A 3,320-nucleotide genomic window follows, 5' to 3' on the forward strand; every position below is an offset into this window, starting at 1 on the left:
CTCTGGCTGCGCCGCCGCCGGCCGCTGCTGCGCCCGGCGTTGTTCGGCCTCGCCGCGCTCAGCGTCGCCGCCGTCTGCGGCGCCGGCATCGCGGCGCTGGAACCCGCCGGCCGCTTCTCCTGGCTGAACGAGGGCGTCGCCGAGATCGGCGCCGGCTTTGGCCTGACGGTGCAGGAGATCGTGGTGCGCGGGCAGCAGAACACGCCCAAGGAACTGATCCGCGCCGCCATTGGCATCCGCAATGGCGAGCCGCTGCTGGCCTTTTCGCCGGAAGCGGCGCGGCAGCGGCTGGAAAGCATTGCCTGGATCGAGAGCGCGGAAGTGCAGCGCAACCTTTCCGGCAATATCCTGGTGGTGGTGCATGAGCGGCGGCCCTTCGCCATCTGGCAGCACAACAACGACTTCGCGGTGGTGGACCGCGAGGGCCGCGTGGTTTCCGCCGATACGCTGGATGCCTTCGGCCCGCTGCCGCTGCTAGTGGGCGAAGGCGCGCACAAGAATGGCGCCGCCGTCTACGATGAGTTGAAGAAGGCGCCGGAGGTGCTTGCCCGCATACAGGCGCTGGTTTATGTCAGCCAGCGCCGTTGGAACCTGCGGCTGCACAACGGCACCGACATTCTGCTGCCCGAGGGGCACGAGAATGCTGCCATCGCGCGGCTGGCCGAGCTGCAGAAGGCGCAGTCGCTGCTGGACCGGCCGGTGGTGGCCATCGACATGCGGCTGCCGGACCGGCTGGTGGTGCGCCAGCATCCGCAGCCCGAGCAGCCCGTCACCACCACGCGCGGACGAGGCCGAGGATGAGCCGCATCGCCCGCCTTTCCCCCGCCGAGACACCGCTGCTGAAGCGCAAGCGCGCGCGCAGCGGGCCTTATGGCGTGCTGGATATCGGCAGCTCCAAGGTGGTCTGCCTGATCGGACGGGTGGAAAGCGACGGACGTCCGCGCGTGCTCGGCTATGGCTGGCAGCGCTCGCGCGGCGTCAAGGGCGGCAATATCGTCGACCTGCAGGAAGCCGAGCATTCCATCCGCGCGGCCGTTGCGCAGGCGGAGGAGATGGCGGACCTGAAGCTCTCGGGCGCCATCGTCAATCTCTCCTGCGGCCAGCCATCCTCGCGCGTGATGAACCTGCAATGGCCGATCGGCGGCCGCGCTGTCACGGAGGCCGACCTGCGCGCGGTGCTGGGCGAAGGCCGCCGCCGCTCGCAGGAGGAAGGGCGCGAGACGGTGCATGCCGCCACGCTCGGCTTCACCATCGATTCCACGCCGGGTGTCGAAGACCCGCGTGGCATGATGTGCGAGATGCTGGGCGTGAAGCTGCATCTGGTGGATGCGGCCTCCGCGGCGCTGCGCAACCTCGGCCTCTGCCTCGCCGGTTGTGACCTGGAGGTGGAGGAACTGGTGAGCGCGCCCTTCGCCGCCGCGCTTTCCGTTCTTGTCGAGGATGAGAAGCAGCTTGGCGCCACCGTCATCGATATGGGCGGCGGCACCACCGGCATCGCCGTCTATGGCGACGGGCACCTGCTGCACACCGCGCAGCTTCCGGTGGGCGGCTGGCAGGTGACGAATGACCTGGCGCGCGGCCTGACCACGCCACTTGGCCATGCGGAGCGCATGAAGACGCTGCATGGTTCCTGCATGGAAGGCGGCAACGACCAGAAGGAGATGCTGTCCGTGCCGCAGGTCGGTGAGGATGACGACCATCTGGTGCAGGTCTCGCGCGCCACGATGGTCGGCATCATCAGGCCGCGGTTGGAAGAAACGCTGGAACTGGTGCGCGACCGCCTGGAAAGCGCGCTGGTCGGCAGTGAATCGGGTGCGCGCGTGGTCTTGACCGGCGGTGCCAGCCAATTGGTTGGCGTGCGCGATCTCGCTGCGCGCATCCTCGACAAACCCGTGCGGATCGGCAGGCCGCAACCCGTGCAGGGGCTGCCGGATTCTGCACTTGGTCCCGATTTCGCCACCACCCTGGGGCTGCTGCACTGGGGTGCTGGCGAGGGTCGCCCGTTGCTCGATCTGGACCCCGGTCCGGAACGCGGAAACGGTCGATTTATTCGTTTCGTCAACTGGCTTCGAGACCGCGTCTGATGCATTCTGAACGCGCGCCGATTCGTCGCCTGAACACAGCCGCTGGCCACGCCCAAGGAGACTTGCTGTCATGACGCTGAACCTGACCATCCCGCGCCAGCAGCACACGGATTTCAGCCCACGAATTACCGTCGTGGGTGTTGGCGGCGCAGGCTGCAACGCCGTCAACAACATGATCGCCATGGGCCTCGACGGCGTCGAGTTCCTGGTGGCCAATACCGACGCGCAGGCGCTGGTGCACAGCCGCGCCGAGCGCCGCGTGCAGCTTGGCCCGCATCTGACGCAGGGCCTGGGCGCCGGCGCCAAGCCGGAGATCGGGCGCGCGGCGGCCGAGGAAGCGACCGAGGACCTGGCGCGGCATCTCGAAGGCATGCACATGGTGTTCATCACCTGCGGCATGGGCGGCGGCACGGGCACCGGCGCGGCGCCGGTTATCGCGCGCATGGCGCGTGAGCGTGGCATCCTGACGCTGGGCGTGGTGACGAAGCCCTTCGACTTCGAAGGCCCGAAGCGCCGCCGCGCGGCGGAAGCCGGCCTCGACGACCTGCAGTCCTATGTGGACACGCTGATCGTCATCCCGAACCAGAACCTGTTCCGCAAGGCGAATGAGCGCACCACTTTCGCCGAAGCCTTCAAGATGGCGGACGACGTGCTCTACATGGGCGTGCGCGGCGTCACTGACCTGATGGTCAATCCGGGCCTGGTGAACCTCGACTTCGCCGATATCCGCACCGTGATGGCGGAGATGGGCAAGGCGATGATGGGCACCGGCGAGGGCGAGGGCGAGGACCGCGCGGTGAAGGCGGCCGAGGCCGCGATCAGCAACCCGCTGCTGGAGGACACCTCCATGCTCGGCGCCAAGGGCGTGCTGATCAACATCACCGGCGGCTACGACATGACGCTGTTCGAGGTGGATGCCGCGGCCAACCGCATCCGCTCCGAGGTGGACGAGGATGCCAACATCATCTTCGGCTCCTCCGTCGATGAGGACATGAACGGCCGCCTCCGCGTCTCGGTGGTCGCCACCGGTATAGACGCTGTGCAGGAGATGCCGGCGGCCGAGCGGCCGAAGCTGGTGGCCATGGGTGGCGGCGCCGGCCCGGTGAACGCGGTCTCCAACACCGGCATCGCGCCGCAGCAGCCGGGCCAGCCGCGTGGCGTGATGGGTGCGCCGGTGGCGCCGCGCGCCATGATGCCGCAGCAGGGCGCGCCGGTGGGTGGCCCCGTGCGCGTCGG

Annotated in this window: 3 protein-coding genes; all 3 read left to right on the plus strand. The window is 68.6% G+C overall.

Annotated elements, in window-relative coordinates:
* Positions 1–801, plus strand: an 801-nt coding sequence (locus IBL25_RS25215; protein WP_238940661.1) for a cell division protein FtsQ/DivIB, incomplete at its 5' end; no start/stop codon positions are given.
* Positions 798–2,084 carry a cell division protein FtsA gene (gene ftsA / locus IBL25_RS25220; RefSeq protein WP_187781203.1) on the plus strand — a complete coding sequence of 429 codons (1,287 nt, stop codon included), beginning with the start codon at positions 798–800 and terminating at the stop codon, positions 2,082–2,084. The genes IBL25_RS25215 and ftsA, both read left to right, overlap by 4 nt.
* Before the next feature lie 70 nt (positions 2,085–2,154).
* On the plus strand, positions 2,155–3,320 hold a 1,166-nt coding region (ftsZ, locus tag IBL25_RS25225), incomplete at its 3' end, for a cell division protein FtsZ (protein ID WP_238940662.1).

The organism is Pseudoroseomonas ludipueritiae (genome assembly GCF_014490445.1).
GTDB lineage: Bacteria > Pseudomonadota > Alphaproteobacteria > Acetobacterales > Acetobacteraceae > Pseudoroseomonas > Pseudoroseomonas ludipueritiae.